At 55.0% G+C, this 15,054-nt stretch carries 14 protein-coding genes and 1 pseudogene; 5 read left to right on the top strand and 10 right to left on the bottom strand.

The annotated features are described in order from the left end of the window. Window positions 1-46: 46 nt before the first annotated feature. Window positions 47-361: an acyl--CoA ligase gene (locus EZI54_RS24625; RefSeq protein WP_165495842.1), complete on the bottom strand. Its 315-nt coding sequence runs from the start codon at window positions 359-361 to the stop codon at window positions 47-49. 202 nt (window positions 362-563) lie between these two features. On the opposite strand from EZI54_RS24625, the gene EZI54_RS22185 reads away from it, so the two are divergent. After that, window positions 564-749, top strand: coding sequence for a hypothetical protein (locus EZI54_RS22185; RefSeq protein WP_131484064.1), 186 nt, complete (start codon window positions 564-566; stop codon window positions 747-749). Window positions 750-1,044: 295 nt separating this feature from the next. On the opposite strand, the gene EZI54_RS22180 is transcribed toward EZI54_RS22185, so the two are convergent. The 4 genes from EZI54_RS22180 to EZI54_RS22165 all read right to left on the bottom strand — a co-directional run bounded on the left by EZI54_RS22180 (window position 1,045) and on the right by EZI54_RS22165 (window position 4,401). Further along, complete coding sequence (locus EZI54_RS22180) at window positions 1,045-1,473, bottom strand: ABZJ_00895 family protein (protein ID WP_131484063.1); 429 nt, start codon at window positions 1,471-1,473, stop codon at window positions 1,045-1,047. A gap of 185 nt (window positions 1,474-1,658) precedes the next feature. After that, window positions 1,659-2,567 (bottom strand): nucleotidyl transferase AbiEii/AbiGii toxin family protein, encoded by a 909-nt coding sequence (locus tag EZI54_RS22175; protein ID WP_131484062.1) that lies wholly within the window; start codon window positions 2,565-2,567, stop codon window positions 1,659-1,661. Then, window positions 2,554-3,105 (bottom strand): type IV toxin-antitoxin system AbiEi family antitoxin, encoded by a 552-nt coding sequence (gene abiEi / locus EZI54_RS22170; RefSeq protein ID WP_131484061.1) that lies wholly within the window; start codon window positions 3,103-3,105, stop codon window positions 2,554-2,556. The genes EZI54_RS22175 and abiEi overlap by 14 nt, the downstream gene beginning before the upstream one ends. 357 nt (window positions 3,106-3,462) lie before the next feature. Then, window positions 3,463-4,401 carry an NmrA/HSCARG family protein gene (locus EZI54_RS22165; protein WP_207389314.1) on the bottom strand — a complete coding sequence of 313 codons (939 nt, stop codon included), beginning with the start codon at window positions 4,399-4,401 and terminating at the stop codon, window positions 3,463-3,465. Between the two features lie 99 nt (window positions 4,402-4,500). Between EZI54_RS22165 and EZI54_RS22160 the strand changes: the two genes are divergently transcribed. Continuing rightward, entirely contained in the window at window positions 4,501-5,364 is an 864-nt protein-coding gene (locus EZI54_RS22160; protein WP_165495841.1) for a LysR family transcriptional regulator, read from the top strand. Window positions 5,365-5,418: 54 nt separating this feature from the next. On the opposite strand, the gene EZI54_RS22155 is transcribed toward EZI54_RS22160, so the two are convergent. Together EZI54_RS22155 and EZI54_RS22150 are read right to left on the bottom strand one after the other, a co-directional pair. Next, a complete protein-coding gene (locus EZI54_RS22155) occupies window positions 5,419-6,033 on the bottom strand; it encodes a helix-turn-helix transcriptional regulator (protein ID WP_278248740.1) in 615 nt (204 codons plus the stop codon). A gap of 226 nt (window positions 6,034-6,259) precedes the next feature. Further along, window positions 6,260-7,563, bottom strand: a pseudogene (locus tag EZI54_RS22150) (IS1380 family transposase). A 696-nt stretch (window positions 7,564-8,259) separates the two neighbouring features. Between EZI54_RS22150 and panD the strand changes: the two are divergent. Together panD and EZI54_RS22140 are read left to right on the top strand one after the other, a co-directional pair. After that, on the top strand, window positions 8,260-8,643 hold the full coding sequence (panD, locus tag EZI54_RS22145; protein ID WP_131484059.1) for an aspartate 1-decarboxylase: 384 nt from the start codon (window positions 8,260-8,262) through the stop codon (window positions 8,641-8,643). 95 nt (window positions 8,644-8,738) lie between these two features. After that, the gene (locus EZI54_RS22140; protein ID WP_131484058.1) at window positions 8,739-10,748 is read left to right on the top strand and encodes a methylaspartate mutase subunit E; all 2,010 of its coding nucleotides are present in this window, start codon (window positions 8,739-8,741) and stop codon (window positions 10,746-10,748) included. 121 nt (window positions 10,749-10,869) lie between these two features. Here EZI54_RS22140 and EZI54_RS22135 read toward each other — a convergent pair whose 3' ends face one another. Continuing rightward, the gene (locus tag EZI54_RS22135; protein WP_131484057.1) at window positions 10,870-11,940 is read right to left on the bottom strand and encodes a M14 family metallopeptidase; all 1,071 of its coding nucleotides are present in this window, start codon (window positions 11,938-11,940) and stop codon (window positions 10,870-10,872) included. Then, window positions 11,922-13,406, bottom strand: coding sequence for a glutamate-cysteine ligase family protein (locus tag EZI54_RS22130; protein WP_131484056.1), 1,485 nt, complete (start codon window positions 13,404-13,406; stop codon window positions 11,922-11,924). The genes EZI54_RS22135 and EZI54_RS22130 overlap by 19 nt, the downstream gene beginning before the upstream one ends. A 356-nt stretch (window positions 13,407-13,762) precedes the next feature. On the opposite strand from EZI54_RS22130, the gene EZI54_RS22125 reads away from it, so the two are divergent. Next, window positions 13,763-14,392 carry a hypothetical protein gene (locus tag EZI54_RS22125; protein WP_131484055.1) on the top strand — a complete coding sequence of 210 codons (630 nt, stop codon included), beginning with the start codon at window positions 13,763-13,765 and terminating at the stop codon, window positions 14,390-14,392. A gap of 169 nt (window positions 14,393-14,561) precedes the next feature. Here EZI54_RS22125 and EZI54_RS22120 read toward each other — a convergent pair. Further along, window positions 14,562-15,054, bottom strand: a 493-nt coding sequence (locus tag EZI54_RS22120; RefSeq protein WP_131484054.1) for an SDR family NAD(P)-dependent oxidoreductase, incomplete at its 5' end; no start/stop codon positions are given.

Raw genomic sequence — 15,054 nt, 5'->3', positions numbered from 1 at the left:
AAGATGTTGGTGGCTATCTGATGGACTATTACAACCGGCAGCGACCTCACACATTCAACGATGGCATTCCGCCCGTTGCAGCTGAGGAAAACCTTAAAATACTGTCCGGGATTAGTTGACCACTACATACCAGCCACAATTCGCCATTTCGAACTTTCTGTTCGACTTCATCCAGAAGCCGGCCATGGTCTTCGCGGCGTGCTGTGAAAGATGGAGGAAGAGAGAGTATTCGACCGAGCCTGGAGGTACCGAACTCCAACTCTTTCTTAATACGCTCGCGGACCTTGGAGGCCGCGAAAAAGGGAGATTCAAGGTTGGGCAAGTCTGCCGCAACCAGATCCGATGTTTTGACAATATCCATTGACCATCATCCTTGATCAAAATAGCTTCATGCCGGGCAATGGCTTATCGCCGTTCCTTCGCCCGCTTACGGATGCTATCACGGAACAAAATGGTGAAGTAAACAGGCAAAATTCGGAGCATCCTATCAGCGATCAACCACTCGAGGCCGGGGATTGCCTGTCAAATGTAGAATATTGAAGAAGCGATCTATGACTTCCTTGATGAACAGTGAATCCTTTGAAGCCATCGTTGCGCTTGCCGTAATGACAGCTGTTTTTATTGGTCTGGCTGCCCTTATATTTTCTCTCACCATAGGCTTTCGGAAGATCGCGGAAATTGAGAGCAGAATTACCCCCAAAGGAAGCACGATTGATGTTCAGAAAAAGCTTGGGGAGAAGGTCCAATAGGACGGTGGATCAGGATTGTCTACCTGCTGAGTTTCTTCTTCTGGCGAAGAATCCCCGGGCACGGGGTGAAAGTCGCCTCCAATCTAGGCGACATTCATGCCGATGTGCCATGGCACCTGCAATGCTGGTTAGTTATTCCAATGGTTCTCTTCTGGTCTTCGATATTGCTGATGGTAGTGGGCTGGTTGCTGATCGGCTAAATGCCCTGTGTGTCATGGTCGAAAGCGCGATTTATTGTTCTGCAAGATTAATCCGACGTTGGCGGTATTTTCCAACCATCATCCAATTTCACAGATCACCGACTACGGGCCAGGATTGCGCGAGCCCCTTTCCGAAAAACGAGCATAAAGCCTGCAAACTGCAACACGCTCACCCCCATCAGCACTTCCATCATCAGCCAAGCCGGCACAGAACTGACGGCATATATAAAGTTCCGGAAGCCATCCGAACCATCAGTGAACTGAAGGACAACCAGGAGCATCACGATCGACACCAGGATGATGGCGACGAGACTTCCAACTGAAAGTATCATCGCCTCTCGCCAGCCTGGCACCCGGCGCTGAATATCAACAAATGAGAACGCCCCGCCCGCTGCGGAGGCCATCGCGTATCCGAATTGCACAGCTGAGGGTATTGTGATGCCCAACAAGCTCTGGGCGGCCAGATGACAGAATTGAATGGCGGTATAGAGTGCCGCCACGATCAGGATTGTCCGTGTAATCATGAGTTGCTACGTCCTTGTTTTGCTTTGGTAGGCTTCCCCGCAATATCCTTTTGCGAAGTCAATATCAGTACGAACCCTATCGCTCCTCTTCCTGGAATCCAAGAGTGATGTTCTGAGTGCATTAATTTTGATCAGCTAATCAAAGATCCGGAGAGGCTTATTTTCTAGAGGGTACAGGCAGCGCCCTACATTGGAAACTCCGGACCTGCGCCAGCGGATTGGCCTTCATCTACTTGTTCCTGCGCCTGGCGTACCTTTTCCATCACGGTATTGACCAGATAGGGCCAGAACCCCTCCTGCTGAATGGTTCTTTGAAGGCGTTCGGGCGGGATGAATCGCGACATTTCGAACTGGAACCCGCTTTTCTGTTGATCGTCTTCAGCCAGCAAGCGCAGGCGTTCGTCCGCCAACTGAAGGAACGCCTGCGGATCTTCACCGTGGTCCGCCAGTTTTGCCCCAATCAGTTCATACGCCGGTTCAACACCCCCTTGCGTCAGCCACGCAATATCCCAGAGGTCACGATATTTCAGCCGTCCTGGCCGCATGGCAAAAGCCACCAGTTTATCGGCGAAGATTTCCTGACGACTTTGGGCGTTGATGATCAGGGATTCGGTACCAAGATTGATGCCGTAATGGTTCCGGAGCGTTCGGGGTTCGACTTGGTAGCTGGGCACCGAGCAAATATCCAGGTGAATTTTCTGGGCTGGCATGTTCCGGCGGTCCGGCGCCGTGTTCACCTTGAGCTTCCAGGTATCCACATTGCCCTGCTTTTCAGCCTTGGGTTCGGTCACGGTAATCGGTACTTCATACTTCTCTTGCAGACGGCTTTCAAGGGTCTCCTTGAGCTTGTCCAGGTCAGCCTTGGAAAAGTCCGTCCCTCCGGTAAAGTCGAGATCTTCACTCAGTCGGTTTGAGCCGTAGCAGGCTCGCAGACAGGTACCACCAATAAAGGTCAGCTGCTGCAACAGATCAGCCTGGCTCAGCTCTCGGAGAATATCGTGGTGCAGGATTTCCTTCTCCACCACGGCACGTAGGGCACTCAACTCTTGCTGATTGCGGAGCGCTTCGTCTACCAGAGCGTCAAACACTGCCATCGGTTGTCTCCTGTACCAGGTCGAGGGTTGAGCGGTTAAATCGGTGCATGTCGTCCAGGGCCAGCTCATTATCCGCTCTGTACAGATGGCGAGCAGGATCATAGTGGAGGTGCTCTACCACATCGGACATACGACGCTCCGTATGGATGAACTCTATCGTGCCATACCGGCCGCAGTTCACTTTGGCCGATCGCCCGGTGCTTATCACGGTAATCCAGGACATCGGCATCTGGGATATGAGGCCCGCTTCGCTCAGTATCGTTTCCAAGCTGATGTAATTGAAATGCCGGGCACGCAGTAGGGCCGCAGCGTGGAAAAGGATAAGGCCACTTTGATCCGGGGCTCCGGGGTACTGGTAGATACCCTGGCACACCCTTTCAAGCAGTCCTCGCCGCTCGGCGCGGTGGAGTAAGGCACGGTATGCCCCCTGACTCAGATCGGGAACCAACGAGCGGAAAGCGGCAGCAGGATAAAGCCGGCCGTCGGATTCTGACCGGGAGGAGATGAGCCATTTCTCAAGGCGTTGTAGGGGTTGCATGGTCTTGCTCCGCGCTTTGTTATGGATAGTATAACAAAACGCTGACCAGGAAGTTATCAAGGACAGGCACACCGGAAGAAGAAAGCTCCAGCCCCTCCTCCCACCAGGGGCTCTCGGGGTCACATCGAATCAATTTTGAGCAGCCCGCAGCCGTCAATCCCCCTACCCCGCAGACACTAGAGAGTTAAAGAGGTTCGTTCAGGGCACATTAATTCCGTTTCCTCCACGCATCAAACGATCTACGCAGCCTCACCGTTAAAAAGAAGCCAGCGCACAAATGCCTTATGTGCGCCCGGTCCTTTCAACTCCCTCTGACCGGTACCTGCCTAGAAACAGGCAGGCGTTCCCCTGATCAAGCTACACTCCCGTTCCGCCCTTGAGTATCAGGTTGTTCTCCGCCCACTGGAAAAAGCCGGTTGGCGCCCGGCTCACGATCTGCTCGGCCAGCGCCTGACCTTGCGAATAGTCGCCACCGTAGTAGCCGTGAGCCTCGAACCAGTCAAACATCTGCGTAAGTTCCCGACCACCCGGCACCGCCTCTGCAAACGGGCCTGCCGGTATCTGGGTGAAGGTCAGTTCGATGCCCTTGGCCTTATACCCGTTGATGATCTCGTTGAAGCTGATCCTGGACCCGACATGCGGTAGATGCTGACCTTGTCCGGCCTTTTCAGGCAGGGAGAAAGCGGCGGCCACCAGATTCCCAAGCTCTCCGATGTCCGCCATATCGATACCGACAGCCGGGTTGATCGGCAGGGTCCAGCCGAGCGTGCCGTCCTGTTGGGGTTGCGGCGCCATGTTGTAGAGGAAGTTCTGATAGTAGAACGCTGGCATCACGAAGCTGTGATAACGGAAGCCGGCATCGGCCACTTCCCGGTCCATTTTTGCTTTATTGGTGAAGTGAGGGACGTCGAAGCGGCCTTCACTGACGGCTTCCACATTGGGCAGCGTCGACCAGACAAAGTGTTCGACACCCTGTTTTTTCGCGCTTGTGATGAGGGCACGGCATTGGGCGATCTCGTCGGCGCCCGGCTGCCAGGCGTTGGTAACGGCAAAGACGCCGTAGGCACCACGTAAGGCTTTATCCAGACTTTCCGGGCGGTCCAGATCCCCATAGATCACGTCGTCCGCTCTCCCCTGGTACTGGTCAGGGTTTCGGGTGACTGCGCGAACCTGGAAGTTGCCCGCGGCTTTCAAGGCGTCAACCACGCCCCGACCTTGTTGCCCTGAGGCGCCCAATACAGCAATGGTGTGTTTACGATTCATCATGGTTTTCTCCTGGTAGGTAACGATCAACAACGAGAAAACAGCTTATAGTGCTAATATCTGGAACATAAGCGCCTAATTTGAAACTAAATTGTTCCATTAACGAGACAATTAGCAATGGATATGAATGGAATGGCGGTGTTCGTGGCGGTTGCCGAGACGGGGTCTATAACGGCTGCCGGTAAGCAACTGAACCTGCCGAAGGCCACGATAAGCCGACGCCTGAAGGCCTATGAAGACGACATCAACGCGACGTTGTTTCGTCGTTCAACCCGGGCGCTGTCGCTGACCGACATTGGGCAGCGACACTTCCAGCGAGTCAGTGGCCTCGTGCATGAAGCGGAAGAGGCATTAACGCAAGTTCGCGAGGACCAGACCTTGCCCTCAGGCCTGATCCGGATCAGCACATCAATGGTGTTTGGTGAGACCTTTCTTGCGCCAGTGATCTGGCATCTGGCCAAAGCTCATCCAGCGCTGCGTTTTGAGCTGGTCCTGGGCGATGAGTTGGTGGATATCGTCAAGGAGGGGATCGACTTCGCCATTCGCCTTGGCCAGCCCGAGGACTCCGAGTTGATTGGACAAACGCTGGGCAGCGCCTCCCAGGTGCTGGTTGCGACGCCTGAATGCGTTGAGGGTGCAACACCTCCGAAAACCATCGCCGATCTGGATGCCTTCCCCACCATCGTGACCTCCGCCCGCCGCAATCACTGGTCCTTTGCCGATGGAAACGTCTACCGTTGTCGCTGGTCGATCGCTGCGGGCAGTATCAATGCAAGTCTGGGAGCCTGCTTACAGGGTCTTGGAGTTTGTGCGGTGCCGGCGCGGATGGCCCGGCCACACATCGAACGAGGTACGCTTGTTCCGGTTCTCAAGGAAAACCCACTGCGAGACGTCCCTATCGTTCTGCTCTATCCTCGCCTGAGACATCGATCGGCCATCACCAAGGTCTTGCTGGAGGCCCTAAGGGCTTCATTGAAACAGAGCTTTGAGGGGTAAAGCGAGCTGATCGATTGAACAGTGAAAAACGCAAATTCTCCCCAAATCCACGCTCTACCCACCCGGTTCCGTGACAGCGGCGTGTTTCCCGCCTTGCGTCGATGCGTATTCACTTGGCGGTGTGCCAACATGCCTCGAGAAGGCGACACTGAATGTGCTGGCCGAATTGTAGCCAACGTGTTCAGCGACATCAGCAATGCGAACCGGGCTCTGTTTCAAGAGCTGCTTAGCCAGAGCCATTCTCCATGCAAGCAGGTAGGCCATCGGCGGGAGGCCGACGGTGCGGTTGAACCTCTCGAAGAATGCCGAACGGGACAAGGCTGCTTCCTGTGAAAGCTCCGCAACGGTCCAGGCGTGTGCTGGCCGCTCATGTATGGCGCGAATGGCATTGGCAATGCGGATATCGGCGAGCCCAAGGACAAGACCCGGTGACGCCGAGGTGCCCGTCGTACACCGCAGGGCTTCGATCAGCAGCACTTCCAACAATCGGGAGAGGACCTCTTCCCGTGCCGGCCGTTGTGCACGGGACTCATCGCCAACCAGTTTCACCAGCATGCCCAGCCTGTACTCGCCACGGATATGGATAAACCTGGGCAATAGCGAGACCAGTAGTGGTCTGAGCTCGGGGTCAGATCTTGCGTTTTGCTCCTGGGGATGTTCGGAGGGCAAAACTGACAGGACCTGAACATCCCTCTTGGATTTTTAAGCACAGCTTGAAGCACTAAAGGGGCTAGCCCGGATTTCTCATAGGTTGCCGCCAACCGCCTCAGATTGGACGCATTACGGCCATACTGGTTCGGATCCAGCTTTAGCTGCCTGATTGTTGATCAACAATGGTGATTCGGACACACCGCCCCCTTACCCCCATTGCCTCGGGCCGGGGGCGCCCGTCGCTCTATCCCGGAGCCAGACGGCGCACCAGGGCCGAGAGTTCATCCTTGTACGGGTAGCTGTCACTCATCAGCACCCGGACTCGCCGGGTATTGCGGATGATCACCGCAACAACCTTGATCAGTTTGAGTCGCAGTGTGCTGGCGCTCATGCGTTCGAAGGGCGTTTTCTTCAGGTGGATGCGCAACCGTTCGAACAACGTGTAGGCGAAGCCCGACAGGATCAGCCGCCACTGGTTGGTCCACCAGTGGGTACTGGAGGTGCGGTCGGCAAACAGGCTCAGTTGCTGGTCCTTGATCCGGTTTTCCATGTCGCCCCGGGCACAGTATTGCTCGTAGTAAAGCTTGACCCCGTCATCGTAACGGGAGCTGATGATGAACCTGGGGTTGGAACCCAGTTCGCCTTCTTCCAGGCGAGCCACCACCCAGCGGGGGTATTTCCAGGACTTGGCCTGGTACTGGAAGCGGAAGGTTTCCGCCACCTTTTCTCTCAGCTGCCACTGGGTTGTACGGACGAGCATCATCGGCACATCCACTTCCTTGAGCAGACGGCTGTTCTTGCTGATGCCGACGACATAATCGACGCGATTCCGGTCACACCAGCTCAGGATCCGGGGGCGGTAAAAACCGCTGTCGCCCCGGAACACGATGCGGGTGTCCGGCCAGTAGTTCCGAATAAACCGCACCAGCAACGCCAGGATGGCCCAACTGTGGCGGCTGTCGCTGCGGTTGCTGGTGCGCAGGTAACTGACCAGCAGGTGGGGCGACCACAGAACACGTACAACGGGAAGTAGCAGTGGTGGTCGTAGTAGCCGTTGAAGAACTTGCCGGGCTGGTCGCCATGCACCGGAACGTCGGTACCGTCAAAATCCAGCACGATCTCTTGCGGCGGTTCGTCATGCTGCTCGATGAAGTGGTGCCAGAGCAGTTCATGGGCCTTCACCACGGCCTGCCGGTCCGCCCGCTGTTCCATGCGACACAGTGTGGACTTGCCGGCCAGGTGATCGTCCTGGCCAACGGCCGTTTGCAGCGCCTGGTCAAAGCGCAGGGCTTCGTGATCATTGAGGTCTTCGTAGCCGGCCGCCACACCGAAAACCCGCTGACGAACCATGGTGTCCAGCTTGTGCTGAACCCGCTCTGGTGTTCTTGGGTCTTGCAGGACCAAGGCAAGGCGACGGGTCAGGCGATGCTGCTTGTCGATCTCACGTAACAAGAGCAAGCCTGCATCGGAGGTGATGTGGCCACCGGAAAAATCGGCTTCAATCTGGCGGCGGGCGAGTGGCGAGAAGGTCAGTTTTTCAGGTATCATTTTGGCAGCGGCTGTTGGTGTTGATTTTGTGTTTAGGAGCTTGAAATCATAACACTTTCAGCCGCTTTCTTTTATGCCCTATGAGAAATCCGGGCTAGAGGACGTTCAGTCGAACTTCCTGGCGTAGTCATCGAGACACTCGATCAGGCATTTGGCCTTCTTACGGCATCCCCGCCAGTCACTGGCAGTTGATCGGCACGACCAACACAATCGACTCGACCTTCGCCATCGCGGCCTGCGCACCGCCAAGACCCGCGGACGTGTCACACGCACCCCCATCACAGCCTGCCCCTCGACGCTCGGCACTCGAGCAGAGCGGGCATAAACGATGGAGTCTACTCAAAGGCTATTAGCAGCAGCTTGAGGAGTTCGAGCGGGGAGTCACCTTCATCGACGGCGTCGCCAAAATTAAGCCATCAATCGACCACCGGAGCTCCGCTTGATCACCCCGGCAATACACCAGAATTGACAGTAACTTGAGTCTGGGCTAGCTTACAGCGTTGATATCAATTTTCAACGTGCGCGAATTACAAAAAAAATTAAAGAATTCAAGAACTTTTTAGAACTTTAAAAAACCAACCTTCTCGATAATCCAAGCGAAGCGCCACGCCGTTGCTCAAGAGAGCATCGTGCCCATTCCGCCAAGACCACGAGTTAGAGAGGAGAACGCATGTACAGTCTTAGAGAGGAGAACACATGTACAGTCGTATGCTAAAGGCAAAAATCCATGCTGTGAAAGTGACACAGGTCGAGTTGGACTACGAAGGCTCCTGCGGGGTAGATCTCGACATCATGGAAAGCGCCGGTGTCGTACCGTTCGAACAGGTCGATGTCTACAATCGCAACAACGGCAATCGATTCACTACATACCTGATTCCCGCACCTCGGGGGTCGGGAACCATTTCCCTGAACGGCGCGGCGGCCCATCTTTGCAACGCGCAAGATACCGTATTCCTGTGCGTATACGCGAGCTACACCCCCGATGAACTGGCCTCGCATCGGCCCGTGGTCGTCAAGGTTGACGAACAAAACAGAGTACAGGAAGTCAAGCATGAAGAGACGGTAGAAGCGTGGACCTAGTTCCGCGCTGCACCTGCACCGGTTCTTGCTGGAGTCGACAATAGCTTCAGTTTGTCACGTTTTTTGGGTCTTCGATAGCCCCAGGGGAGTACGGTATGTCCACAAAACATCACAGCTTGGTCCTAGGCGGCATTGGCGGCGATTCGCATTCAGTTGGCCTCAATATCCTGAAGCATGCGCTGTCACATGCAGGCTACCAAACTCACTTCCTCGGCATCAATAACTCGCTGGATGATTTTCTTGAGCTGAGTGACCAGGTCAATGCCGTTTTGATATCGTGCATGGATGGTCACGCTCGCCACTACTTAAGATCACTCCAGAGTGAACTCAAAAGAGGGAAGGCGCTGTGGTATTTAGGTGGAAACCTTGCGGTGGGTTCGACTGAGGGCGTCGAGGCCCACTTTGTCTCGAAAGGTTTTGATCGCGTATATGCCAATTTTGTCGATATCAGTACTGTGCTGGAGGCCCTGAAGACTGACTTACACACTGTTGAGCCTGTCGTTTTCCGGGCGCCAGCCACGCGTGCTGGCTGTAACGTCCAAGGTTCAAAAGGACTCGCCACACGCATCTCCAGCCGGCTCGAATTTCTGAACCTGAGAGACGAGGTATTGCGCAGCTGGCCATCTGGCGCGGGCGCCAAGTCTCTTCAGGACAACGCGAGATTCCTCGAACAGGTGCCTTCATTTGCTCAAGCGTTGAAAGGTGCTCACGACAAGCACACCATGATCGTCCAACCTCGGTCGGGCGTTCCAGATGCATCAGACCAGGAATTTCAGTTCAAGATATTCCGTGACAACGGTGTTCGCGCGGTCTCATATCAGATTGACTCGATGACCCGAAACAACAACTACAGCGGTGCCGCCAAGGCTATACGCGAAAGCGCGAAAGGTCGTGACAATTGTTTGAACGGATTTCCGCTGATCAATTATAACATCGATGTACTACGTGAGATCACCAAGAATGTTGCTTTGCCAATACAGACGCGGCATAGCACACGCGACCCCAGGTTACTTGCAGAGATGTCCTATGCTGGCGGAGTTACCGCCTTTGAGGGCGGCCCCATCAGCTACAACATTCCATACTACAAGGACTACCCCCTTTCGGATGCACTAAGCGCTTGGCGATACGTCGATTTCTTGACAGGCTACTACTATCAAGAACACGGCATCGTACTAGACAGAGAATTTTTCGGCACTCTGACCGCTACGCTGATCCCCCCATGTATTGCGATCGCCACCAATGTTCTTGAGGCGCTATTGGCGGCTGGACAAGGCGTAAAATGCGTATCTCTTGCTTATGCCGAACAAGGCAACCGTTGCCAGGATATCGCGGCGATCGAAGTTATGGGGTCGCTCGCACGCGAAATCCTTGGTGAACATGGATACGATGACGTAGACGTATATACAAATTTTCATCAGTACATGGCGGCATTCCCGCAGAGCAGATGGAGATCGGAACAGCTGATTGCAGCCTCGGCAACAACCGCGGCTCTTTCGGGCGCCACCCGAATGATTGTGAAGGCGCCCGCGGAATCCCGGTCTATTCCGACATTGGAAGACAACTTACGAGCGCTTGAACTGGTAGATGCGGGTATCGCTCGTGCGGAGGAATGCACTGTGAACCACGGCCAAGTCGCGGCCGAGCGGGCACTGATCAGGAAAGAGGCGTCTGCATTGATCAACAGTGTGCTCGAGATACAAGAGGATAGCCTCGAACAGAAAATTGTGCGCGCATTCGAATTGGGCCGCATAGACATTCCATTTGCGCCGAGTATTCACAATCGGGGAATCGTCCGGACCTTGCGTGACCTGGAAGGAGCAGTGCGTTTCCTCGACGTCGGCCACCTTGAGCTCGACAGGGAATCGCGCGAGTTCCACGAACAAAAGGTGAACGAGCGCCGAAACGCCGAGACTACTCGGGGAAATCATTTGGATGACATCCTCATTGAACATGATGTCCTGCAACTATTTCGCGAGCAATATCCGGAATGGCCGCTCGATCGGTACAGTCCCAACAAGAAGGCTCGGAGAAGGCTCGGGGTCAAGTCTTGCGTTTTACCCCTTAGAAGCTCGCTTAGAGGCTCGGGGCCAAGTCTTGCGTTTTAGAGGCTCGGGGTCAGGCTCGGGGTCGGAGCGAATTAATTTTGATCAAGCCAATCCACAACTCAGGGTCAGGCCTTGCCTTTTGCCCAAAGGAAGCGCCACAGCAAAAGACAAGATCCCGTTGCTACCTGCCCCCGTCGCTAAAAATGGGTTCGCCTGTTGCCTTGACCGCATAGAACAGGCAGTCACTCTTCGCAATAACCGGGTTAGTGGTAATCATGAAGGCTTTGATGGCCTGGGCGGGGTAGATCTGACCATCCTTGATTCGAAGAACCTGCTCCATGTTCTCAGTCCGGTTGTGGCTGATCGCTTTGAGTATGCCAAGGCCCTTTTTTCCAATCCATCCAAGCGGCTCATCCGGGAAAACAATCCCAAAATTGCGGTGCTCGATATCTGGCGGGAAGGTGAGGTCAGCCAGCCCGGTGGGCTCAAGGCGGTATTCTATGGTCGCGTCAGGCGCAAGCTCCACCCGAATCGGATTGCGCAGTACGGCGACGTCCCACGCCGCTTTTTCCAGTGATAACACCTCTGGCTTTGAGGTGTACCGAACGAGTCCCTCGTACGCCAGTTGATGCGCTTGTTCATCCTGAGATCCACCACACTCGATGGTCACCGTAGGTACGTCCTGTTCCGAATATTCCATCAGCGCACCCAGACGAAGATCCGTCATTATCAGGCGGTCGGTGTAGAGCGAGGTCAGCGCTTGATGGGCGGCGTCATTGGTGATGGTCACAGCAAAGGCGGGGCCTGTGCCTGAGGTGTTGTGCACGTCCAGCAAGCATTCCGGTTTCGCATTGCGAAGCTCCGCCAGCATGGCCTCGGCAATCGCACCTTCTCGCCCCTCAAAGGGTTCTTTGAAACACCGGTTGAGGTCACGTCCTTCGGGAAGCTGGCGCACTGAAAGCCAGGGCGGGATCTTCGCGGGATAGACGCCGCCGAGGAGAAACAGCATGTTGACCTCTGGTACGTGCTGCTCCAGTAGCCATCGGTGAAGCGCAAACAGACCCGAAGGCTCATTGCCGTGAAGAAGCGTCGCCATGGCCCGGGTCCGGGAGCGATCACGACCGGCAACATGAACAACCGTGGGCTTGTGCAGTCGGTCCAGCCACTCGAGTGGTGAACGCCCCAGCGTCCGGGGCGACGGATCATTCAGATAATCAAGAACGTTCGAGTTGCTCACGGTGACGGTGTCCATTCATGGATCGGGATGTTTTTCTTCTGGTTGGCCATGTAAAGGGACAGCATACTGCGGAACGCCTCATCGGGGTTCAGGGTCCTGAACAGGGACTCGGTGATGTGGCGCTGCCACCGGGCGCCAGTCATGTTGGTTTCAATGCGGCCTTCGATGATTCCCAGCAGGTGGTGAATTTCCGTCTCGTCCACGGCTGTTCGCTTCAAAGCCTCCCGGGCGCGCGGCAGAAGCTCACGGGCCACGGTCAACAGGGGCATATCCTGTAACTGAACCTGATCCTTGTGCGGCCAGATGATCTCTGCGTCGATGCCATATTTGGCTGCGCGGTAGAAATTGTGTTCAGTGTAATGGAACGGGAGAATCGACGTCAGATGACGGATGTCATCAAGCACGGCCAATGCAGCCCCGATCACAAACAGCCCGTTCGCGCACATATCAACGGCGGTCGGACCTGCCGGCATAGAGCGAATCTCAATGCGCAGATGCCCATCGCCGGAGGGATCAAAGATGGCCCGGTTCCAGGGCCACGTGGTTCCCTGGTGCAAGCGCAGCTCGGCCAGTTCAGGCACTTCTCCCCGATCAATCACGGCCATCGGATCTTCATCCGACATCACTGGAATGATGGGAGGATACAGAGACGCTGAGGCAGCAAACAGTTCCCAGGCGCTGCGTGCCCAGCCGTTTCCGTAATAGACCCGTGGCGGGTGGCGCCAGGTTTTGTGATTGGGGGATCGGCTGTCGATGGATTGCTTGAACAGAGCGATCCGGGTTTCGTCCCAGAGGTGGTGGCCAAACAGACTGGGGGAATTGCTGGCCAGGGCCAGGACAACCGGCGTGACCAGTTGGACCGCGTTGAAATAGTCGGCAAAGCGGTCAGTGGGGACACGCCAGTGCAGCTGAAACGAGGTATTGGCCCCTTCCATGTAGACGTCGTCGGCCTCCAGATCGATGACATCGTTGCCGCCGATGTGGATGCTGAATGGCTCGCCCCGTTGCTTGAGCAGCGCCTTGGACAGTGCATGGTAGCGGGGCACGTCTGTCATCGCCTTCGCGCCCATATCGGACTCACGAAGTGTGGGCAGAATGCCGATCGCTACCAGTTCGCCATCCAATGGTGCGGCGTGCCGATTGATGCGTCTGATGGCAGCGAGCAACTCCTGCTCCGTTCTGGCAAACGGATCTCCCCTGAAAGCCTGTGGGCTGAGGTTGTATTCGAGATTGAAGCGGTTGAGTTCCAGGGTCAGTTGGGGGTCCTGAACGCTGGCGGCGATTTCTGCGTTGATGGATTGAACGCGCAGGTCAGGGTTGACGATGTAGAACTCGACCTCGGCTCCAATCGAACTCCCCCCTTCACCGAAGCCGGGCCGGTCCAGGAGCCGAGTGAGCGCTGAAAGGTCCGTCCGGACCTTGGCAGCAAAACGTTCAAACTCTTCCGCCGAAAATTCCGATTTTTTGATCGACAGTCCCACGGTAACGTCGTCTTTAGCACTGACTTACCTTGATAGTAGTGGAAGATGCGCCCGATAAAGGGGGGCAGATCGGTTTTATTTTCAGTTTGTCAGAATGGCAGGCAAGCCGTGCAAAACTTCGCGTCAGGTCTTACGTTTTGCCCCAGAGCGCTCCTGGCCAATACGAGGGCAAAAGGCACTTCCATTCAAACCCTCAAACACCAGATTCAGTTATAACTCGGCAGGAGGCAGCTTCAACCAACGATTCGCCCAATTCTGGAGCCAGCTGGCGTTAGCGGCTACGCTTTAAGAATAACGATAAGATTGGCGCCCTCGGCAATAACAGATTCAATGAGTTAAGGGCAACGGCTAGTCAAATGAAAACGATTACCAGGCTTGTAATCGGCTTGCTATGTTTATTGGCTGCAGACGCAACAGCCTCGCTCGAACTTGAGAAAGATCACGGCCACTGGAAGAGCGGCATGCTCGCGACTGAAAGTGGCGAGCCAGTGTTCAGGGCTATCAGCGACGTTGAACGTAAAACAGACGTCGTCATTTTCTTTGCTGTTGACATGGCGGACGATTGCGAGACATTGAACCCCAATATGCTCATGGCAATCCCTGAAGGTATTGATAAATCAGGGCTTCTAAACATCGGCGAATTTCAGGCAAGAGTTGATACTAGAGATGTCATCAACGGCACGTGGATGTCTAGTGCAAACAAAATGGGCGACACCATTGCTTTTATCTCCCTGTATACCGACAAGGAAAACCAGCTAATCCAGGACATGAAAATCGGAAGAACGCTTAGAGTAAAGATTTCGTTCTTAGAAGACGGTCGCGATGATTTTTATTTAAACTTCTCCCTATACGGTTCTTCCGCAGCCATTAATAGAGCCTCCGCGCTTTGCAATACTTATAAAAAAAGTGACAAAGAGTACTTCAACAACCAGTCACCTCCCAGGCCAAAGCAGCGCAAGAGAGATTCTGAATACTTTTCCACCTGACCGCCCATGTGGAGCTCGCCGCTCAGGGTCTAACATAGAGCTCGGCGCCAGGTCCTGCGTTCTGCCCCTTCCATAAAAAGCTCAAGACACACCCGCCTCCCCTGAACGGGTGTTGTCAGCAAACCCGTTTAATTAGAGCGTAAAAAAATAATTATGCGCCGTTTTTCATTCAATGCGCCGTATAGCCACCATCAATGACCAGCTCGCTGCCTGTCACAAATTTCGACTCATCAGACGCGAGATAGACAATTCCCCAGGCAATGTCGTCCGGTTCCCCCATATGGCCCAGAGGGTGAAGGTCGGCGGTGGCCTGTTTGGCGTCGTCCATCGCCATGCCGGTGGTTTGGAGATGATGCTCAACCATCGGTGTCCAGATGAACCCGGGATGAACGGAATTCACCCGGATTTTGTCGGGCGCGTATAGCAGGGCATCCGTTTTTGTCATCAGCCGTACCGCACCTTTGGAGGCGTGATAAGGGGGAACGTCGGGCGCGCTGACGATGCCGTAAATCGACGACAGGTTGATGATGCTGCCCACCCCGGCCCGCTTCATGTGGGGTATGGCATGCTTGGTCCCGAGGAACACGCCTTTCACGTTAACGGACTGTACAAGGTCCCATTCTTCCTCGCTCAGCTCGTGTGTGGGCTTGTTCGGCCCGGCG

This window comes from Marinobacter halodurans (assembly GCF_004327985.1).
GTDB classification, from domain to species: domain Bacteria; phylum Pseudomonadota; class Gammaproteobacteria; order Pseudomonadales; family Oleiphilaceae; genus Marinobacter_A; species Marinobacter_A halodurans.
This window is presented reverse-complemented; position numbering and strand designations above follow the sequence as displayed.

Excerpts from the sequence above, each read along its gene's own strand:
- EZI54_RS22185 (WP_131484064.1), top strand. The coding sequence starts at position 564 with ATGAACAGTGAATCCTTTGAAGCCATCGTTGCGCTTGCCGTAATGACA.
- EZI54_RS22125 (WP_131484055.1), top strand. The coding sequence starts at position 13,763 with ATGAAAACGATTACCAGGCTTGTAATCGGCTTGCTATGTTTATTGGCT.
- EZI54_RS22180 (WP_131484063.1), bottom strand. The coding sequence starts at position 1,473 with ATGATTACACGGACAATCCTGATCGTGGCGGCACTCTATACCGCCATT.
- abiEi (WP_131484061.1), bottom strand. The coding sequence starts at position 3,105 with ATGCAACCCCTACAACGCCTTGAGAAATGGCTCATCTCCTCCCGGTCA.
- EZI54_RS22160 (WP_165495841.1), top strand. The coding sequence starts at position 4,501 with ATGGCGGTGTTCGTGGCGGTTGCCGAGACGGGGTCTATAACGGCTGCC.
- EZI54_RS22140 (WP_131484058.1), top strand. The coding sequence starts at position 8,739 with ATGTCCACAAAACATCACAGCTTGGTCCTAGGCGGCATTGGCGGCGAT.
- EZI54_RS22175 (WP_131484062.1), bottom strand. The coding sequence starts at position 2,567 with ATGGCAGTGTTTGACGCTCTGGTAGACGAAGCGCTCCGCAATCAGCAA.
- EZI54_RS22135 (WP_131484057.1), bottom strand. The coding sequence starts at position 11,940 with ATGGACACCGTCACCGTGAGCAACTCGAACGTTCTTGATTATCTGAAT.
- panD (WP_131484059.1), top strand. The coding sequence starts at position 8,260 with ATGTACAGTCGTATGCTAAAGGCAAAAATCCATGCTGTGAAAGTGACA.
- EZI54_RS24625 (WP_165495842.1), bottom strand. The coding sequence starts at position 361 with ATGGATATTGTCAAAACATCGGATCTGGTTGCGGCAGACTTGCCCAAC.